General features: G+C 64.6%; 5 protein-coding genes. 1 reads left to right on the plus strand and 4 read right to left on the minus strand.

Features of this window, described 5'->3' with window-relative positions:
• Window positions 1-79: 79 nt before the first annotated feature.
• Window positions 80-649: a hypothetical protein gene (locus VB618_RS13530; RefSeq protein WP_329797195.1), complete on the minus strand. Its 570-nt coding sequence runs from the start codon at window positions 647-649 to the stop codon at window positions 80-82.
• Window positions 650-1,017: 368 nt separating this feature from the next.
• Here VB618_RS13530 and alaS point away from each other — a divergent pair, with 368 nt between their 5' ends.
• On the plus strand, window positions 1,018-3,687 hold the full coding sequence (alaS, locus tag VB618_RS13535; RefSeq protein ID WP_329797196.1) for an alanine--tRNA ligase: 2,670 nt from the start codon (window positions 1,018-1,020) through the stop codon (window positions 3,685-3,687).
• 71 nt (window positions 3,688-3,758) lie between these two features.
• On the opposite strand, the gene VB618_RS13540 is transcribed toward alaS, so the two are convergent.
• The 3 genes from VB618_RS13540 to VB618_RS13550 form a co-directional block, all read right to left on the minus strand.
• Window positions 3,759-5,048 (minus strand): PQQ-dependent sugar dehydrogenase, encoded by a 1,290-nt coding sequence (locus VB618_RS13540; RefSeq protein WP_329797197.1) that lies wholly within the window; start codon window positions 5,046-5,048, stop codon window positions 3,759-3,761.
• On the minus strand, window positions 5,045-5,479 hold the full coding sequence (locus tag VB618_RS13545; RefSeq protein WP_329797198.1) for a DUF2231 domain-containing protein: 435 nt from the start codon (window positions 5,477-5,479) through the stop codon (window positions 5,045-5,047). Before VB618_RS13545 ends, VB618_RS13540 begins: the two co-directional genes overlap by 4 nt.
• 190 nt (window positions 5,480-5,669) lie before the next feature.
• Window positions 5,670-6,134 carry a GFA family protein gene (locus VB618_RS13550; RefSeq protein ID WP_329797199.1) on the minus strand — a complete coding sequence of 155 codons (465 nt, stop codon included), beginning with the start codon at window positions 6,132-6,134 and terminating at the stop codon, window positions 5,670-5,672.
• Between the last annotated feature and the right edge of the window lie 189 nt (window positions 6,135-6,323).

Below are 6,323 nucleotides of genomic sequence, written 5' to 3' on the forward strand. Positions count from 1 at the left end.
TCCTTCAAGGGCAAAGAGAGGCCGTCGCGAGAGATCGCGGCGGCCTTTTCGTTTGAGGAGTGGCAGGGCTGACGGCCAGCTACCGCAGGTCCACGCGGATCCCGGCACCGATGAAGTTCGAGCCGGATTCTCGCTCTGCGATGAGCCCGAAGATCCCGGAGCGATGGTGGATCTTGGGAACGAAATACACGCCGGGCAGGGACTTATGAGAGAACTCAGCCTCGAAGGCGAGGTAGTTCAGGAAACGGCTCGGCTCGACGCGGACGCTCCCCTCGAGCCTCGGCCGCTCCGAGGCATAGGAGAGGCCCTCGCCGAACGCCAGATTGACGCTCAGTCCGCCGAAGAGCGGGATCTGGCCCGTCCGGAACATGAGCGCGATCGTGCCCTCCCAGTGGCTCTGGTCACCGAAATGGCGCAGGACCTGTCCCTCAAGTTCGATCCGGTTGCCGTGAAACGCAAAATCCGTTCCCAGCAGCGGAATGGAGAAGGACGGGACGATGACGCGCGAAAGGCCGGCCCCGACGAAGTAGGCGTCCTGAGACCTCAGGCGGCTGGTCAAGGAACGCTCCGGGATCTCCAGCAGATCGGCATCGACCCACTGGCTGCCATAGGCTGTCAGATGCCACTCCCGCTCATTGCCCTGAGCCACGGCGGGACTGCCGAGGAAGCCAATGCCTAGGCAGACCACACCCATGAAGCGGCGTAGAAGTTCAGGAGCGGGTTTGACCCATGCTGGCCGGAAAACGGCCGCTAAATGAAGAGCCATAAGAAAAATACCGGTAGATCCGAGGCCGCAACGGCCAAAGCGAGATTACCACCAAGGCACCCGGACACAACAACGCCTTCGTCGGCTTTCGCAAGGCTGTCGGCATGGGGAGGAGCCGAAGCACCCCCTGCGGGCCTATTCGCTTTAACTGCCGAAACGCCGCCTCGACAGCGCGGGCGTAGGCGGCTAAAACCGGCCACCATCATACCTTTTCGGGCCCTGAAAAGCCTTATCCTTGAGCTTGAGAACCCATGAGCGGCGCCAACGAACTTCGGTCAATCAACGCAATCCGGTCGACCTTCCTCGATTACTTTGCCAAGAATGGCCATGAGGTGGTGGCATCGAGCCCGCTCGTGCCGCGCAACGACCCGACACTCATGTTCACGAACGCCGGCATGGTGCAGTTCAAGAACGTGTTCACCGGTGCCGAGAAGCGCCCCTACAGCACGGCGGCGACCTCGCAGAAATGCGTGCGGGCCGGCGGCAAGCACAACGATCTCGACAATGTGGGCTACACGGCGCGCCACCACACCTTCTTCGAGATGCTCGGCAACTTCTCCTTCGGCGACTACTTCAAGGAGCGCGCCATCGAGCTCGCCTGGAACCTGATCACCAAGGAGTTCGACCTGCCGAAGGACAAGCTCCTCGTCACCGTCTACCATACGGACGACGAGGCGGCGGACCTGTGGAAGAAGATCGCCGGGTTCTCGGATTCCAAGATCATCCGCATTCCGACCTCGGACAATTTCTGGCAGATGGGCGACACCGGCCCCTGCGGCCCGTGCTCGGAAATCTTCATCGACCAGGGCGACAAGCTCTGGGGTGGCCCTCCCGGCAGCCCGGAGGAAGATGGCGACCGGTTCCTCGAGTTCTGGAACCTCGTGTTCATGCAGTACGAGCAGATCGAGCCCGGCAACCGCATCGCTCTTCCGAAGCCCTCCATCGACACCGGCATGGGCCTGGAGCGCATCGCCGCGATCATGCAGGGCGTGCATTCGAACTACGACACGGACCTGTTCCGCACCCTCATCGACGCGGTGGCCCATGCCACCGGCGTGGTGCCGGAGGGCGACCGCAAGGTCTCGCATCGGGTGATCGCCGATCACCTGCGCACCTCCTGCTTCCTCGTGGCCGACGGCGTGCTGCCCTCGAACGAGGGCCGCGGCTACGTGCTCCGCCGCATCATGCGCCGCGCCATGCGTCACGCGCAGCTGCTCGGCGCGCGCGACCCGATCATGTACCGCCTCGTGCCGGCTCTCGTGCGCGAAATGGGGTTGGCTTATCCCGAACTCATCCGCGCCGAGGCGCTGATCGTCGAGACCCTGCGGCTCGAGGAAACCCGCTTCCGCAAGACCCTGGAGCGCGGCCTCATCATTCTCGACGAGGAGACCCGCGATCTCGGCGAAGGGCAGAACCTCAACGGCGATACGGCCTTCACCCTCTACGACACCTACGGCTTCCCGCTCGATCTCACGCAGGATGCCCTGAAGCCGCGCGGCATCGGCGTTGACATGGAGGCCTTCGATGTCGCCATGCAGCGTCAGCGCGAGAAGGCCCGTGCAGCCTGGTCGGGCTCAGGCGAGGCGGCGACCGAGACCGTGTGGTTCTCGGTGAAGGAGCGCACCGGCGCCACCGAGTTCCTGGGCTACGACACCGAGACCGCCGAGGGCATCGTCCTGGCGCTGCTCAAGGACGGCCAGGAGGTGCAGGAGCTGAAGGCCGGCGAGAGCGGCCTCGTGGTGCTCAATCAGACCCCCTTCTATGGCGAGTCCGGCGGTCAGGTCGGCGACACTGGCACCATGCAGGGCGAGGGCGCCCGGGTGTTCGTGACCGGCACCGAGAAGAAGCTCGGCGACCTGTTCGTGCATCACGTCACCGTGGAGCACGGCTCCCTGAAGCAGAACCAGTCCCTGGAGCTGCTCGTCGATCATGAGCGCCGCTTGGCCGTGCGCTCCAACCACTCGGCGACCCATCTCCTGCATGAGGCCCTGCGCCAGGTGCTCGGCGATCACGTGGCCCAGAAGGGCTCGCTCGTGGCGCCCGACCGCCTGCGTTTCGACTTCAGCCACCCGAAGCCCATCGATGATGCGGAGCTCGCCAGGGTCGAGGAGATCGCCAACAAGGTGCTGCTCCAGAACGAGCCGGTCGTGACCAAGCTCATGGCTGTTGACGAGGCCATCGAATCCGGCGCCCGCGCGCTCTTCGGAGAGAAGTACGGCGACGAGGTCCGTGTCGTGTCCATGGGCAAGGCCGACGACAACAAGACCTTCTCCATCGAGCTCTGCGGCGGCACCCATGTGAACCGCACGGGCGACATCGGCGTCGTTACCATAGTGGGCGAGAGCGCGGTCGCCTCAGGCGTCCGCCGCCTCGAAGCCATGACGGGCGATGCCGCCCGCCGCTACCTCACTGATGAAAGCCGCCGCTTGCGCGAGGTGGCAAACCTTCTCAAGACCCCCGTGGACGAGGTCTCTTCGCGTCTGAGCGCGCTCCTCGAGGAGCGCCGCAAGCTGGAGCGCGATCTCGCCGAGGCGCGCCGCAAGCTCGCCATGGGCGGCGGTGCGTCCGGTGGCAGTGATCCCGTGAAGGACGTGGCCGGCATCAAGCTCATGGCCCGCGCGGTCAAGGGCGTCGAGATGAAGGACCTCAAGAGCCTCGCTGACGAGGGCAAGAAGCGCCTCGGTTCCGGCGTGGTTGCCATCATCGGTGTGGGGGATGACGGCAAGGCGGGCATCGTGGTCGGCGTCACCGAAGACCTGACCGACAAGTACGATGCGGTCAGCCTCGTGCGCGTGGGCTCCGAAAAGCTCGGGGGCAAGGGCGGCGGCGGACGCCGCGACATGGCCCAGGCCGGCGGCCCCGACGGTGCCCAGGCGGAAGCAGCACTCGCGGCCATCGAGGCGGCTCTGACAGCCGCCTAACGAGATGCATCATCTCGGACGGCGAAAAGCCGATCCGGATCGCCTGACGAGAAGAGCGCCGAAGCTGCGGCTCAGGGACTAGCTCTGGTCACGCGCCAGATCGTATTCGACAGGTCGTCGGCGACAATCAGGGCGCCGCGGGGATCCACCGTCACCCCGACCGGCCGTCCCCGGGTGTTGCCGTCGTCGACCAGGAAGCCGGACACGAAGTCGATCGGCTCACCGGCAGGCTTTCCATCGCGGAACGGCACGAAGATCACCCGGTAGCCGACCGGCACGCTGCGGTTCCAGCTGCCATGCTCGCCGACGAACACGCCATCGGCGAAATTCTCGCCCATGGCCGGAGTCGAGAAGGAGACGCCAAGCGCCGCCACGTGCGATCCCAGGGCATAATCGGGGCGGATCGCTGCCGCGACCTTCTCGGGATCCTGCGGCTGCGCGCGCGGATCGACATTCTGGCCCCAATAGCTGTAGGGCCAACCGTAGAAACCACCCTCCTGCAAGGATGTCAGGTAGTCCGGAACGAGGTTGGGGCCGATCTCGTCCCGTTCGTTCACGACCGCCCAAAGCTGGCCAGAACCGGGCTGAACGGTGAGGGCCGTGGGGTTGCGAAGGCCGGTCGCGTAAGGCTTGTGCGCGCCCGTCTGGGAATCGATCTGCCAGACCATCGCCCGGTCTTCCTCGGCGTCCATCCCGCGCTCGGTGATGTTGCTGTTGGAGCCGATGCCCACATAGAGAAAGCGCCCATCCGCGCTGGCGGTCATGGCCTTTGTCCAGTGATGATTGATCACGGCCGGCAGATCCGCCACCTTCACCGGCGGCCCGCTCGCCTGGGTCTGCCCGTCCTGATAGGCGAAGCGCACCAGGGCATCCTGGTTGGCGACATAGATCGAGCCGTTGACCAGCGCGAGGCCATAGGGCGCGTTGAGCTTGTCGGCGAAGACCCCCTGCATTTCGTAGGTGCCGTCGCCATCGGCGTCGCGCAGCAGCGTCAGCCGGTCGCCGCCTTTCACCGAACTCTTGCCGAGGCTCTTGATGAAGCCCGCGATCAGGTCCTTGGGGCGCAGGGTCGGGGCATTGCCGCCGGACCCCTCGGCCACCAGGATGTCGCCATTGGGCAGGACGATGGTCTGGCGCGGGATCTTGAGATCCGTGGCGATGGGTTGAATCTTGTATCCCTGCGGTACCTTCGGAAGATCGTTCCCCCACTGGGCCGGCCGCGGGATCTTCATGGATGGCAACAGGCCGCGCTGCGGCTCGGGCAGGTTCGGACTGGCGCCATATTGCGGCGGTTCGGGCTCGCCGTTGCAGGCGGCAAGGGCGAGAGCCAGGGTGCCGATCAGGAGGGACGAGCGGATCATTTCACCTCTCCTGCGCGATGAAACCCGGAGTAACCGATCCAGGCTGCGACGAGGGCCAGGAGCGTCGTGATCGCCGAGAGGTAGAGACCCTCCGGCATGGTCGCCCAAGCATCCTTCGCGTGAATGAGAGCGTTGACGAAGCCGAACCCCCACGTGGCGAGCAGCACGACGAAATAGACGACCAGTCGCCCCTTGCTAGCCGGTCCCCGGCGAAAGAGATTGATCAGCGCCCAGAGCACCGCGAAGGCGCCGACAAACAGTCCGCCGGCGATGAGCCAGGACGAGAAATTGGCCCATTGGATATGGAAGCTCGACCGATAAGCGAAGTCGCTGATCAGCGCGCCCAGGAACAGAGGCAGCGGAAAAGCGAGAAGGATGGCATGAAGGGGATGAAGCGGCCTCGAAACACCTAGGTGGGATAGGGCAACCACAGCGTCTCCTCCCGTTCCTGGACCCGGCCGCAGGTGCTGCGTCCGGCAAAGGTTCGATGGATCAATGCATCAGCGGTCACTAGGTTTCAAAACCCAGGCAGTTCGTCCCTATCCATGTTCTTTGCTCTGGAGAGCGCACATCTAAGGCTCAGCCGCGTATCCCGGAACGACGGAGGGGTTCGGAAAACCCTCAGTCGTGATCCGGATGCTGTCGCGAGGCCATTCTCCTTAACTCATCAGGTGACGCGCCGTCCTCCGTCCGCTCGCCGGGCAGCGTGTGCAGCCTCTCGAAAACGGGGATCATGCTCTCGATGCCGTACTGGATCTCGGGCGTGATGCGGCCCGGCTCGTCGAGGCTGCCGATGGAGACGGTGATGCGGTCGCGCTCCACGTAAGAGAAAGTCAGCGGCGTGCCGCAATCCCGGCAGAACCCGCGCTCCACCGCCTCCGAGCTCTTGAAGATCCCGGGCTTCCCCTTCGTCCAAACCAGATCCCCGCGCGGCACGCCGGTGAGCGGCGCGAAGTAGCTGCCGAAGGCCTTCTGGCACATGCGGCAATGGCAGATGCTGGCATGGGTCGGCTCGGACATCAGCGCATAGCGCACGGCGCCGCACTGGCAGCCGCCGGTCATCGCGGGTTCCTGTTTCTCGACCATTCTTCCTCCCAAACAAAAAGAGCCCGGCCTTGAGGCCGGGCTCTGATCCTAGATGTTGATGACGCTTTGTTTAAGCTGCCATCGCCTTCTTCAGGTTCTCGTCGATCTTGTCGAGGAAGCCGGTGGTGGAGAGCCACTTCTGCTCGGCGCCAACCAGCAGCGCGAGGTCCTTGGTCATGTAGCCGGACT

Origin of the sequence: Microvirga sp. CF3062 (assembly GCF_036314045.1) — a bacterium.
Taxonomy (GTDB): domain Bacteria; phylum Pseudomonadota; class Alphaproteobacteria; order Rhizobiales; family Beijerinckiaceae; genus Microvirga.

Coding starts and splice junctions, on each gene's coding strand:
- VB618_RS13550 (WP_329797199.1), bottom strand. CDS start 6,134: ATGGTCGAGAAACAGGAACCCGCGATGACCGGCGGCTGCCAGTGCGGC.
- VB618_RS13540 (WP_329797197.1), bottom strand. CDS start 5,048: ATGATCCGCTCGTCCCTCCTGATCGGCACCCTGGCTCTCGCCCTTGCC.
- alaS (WP_329797196.1), top strand. CDS start 1,018: ATGAGCGGCGCCAACGAACTTCGGTCAATCAACGCAATCCGGTCGACC.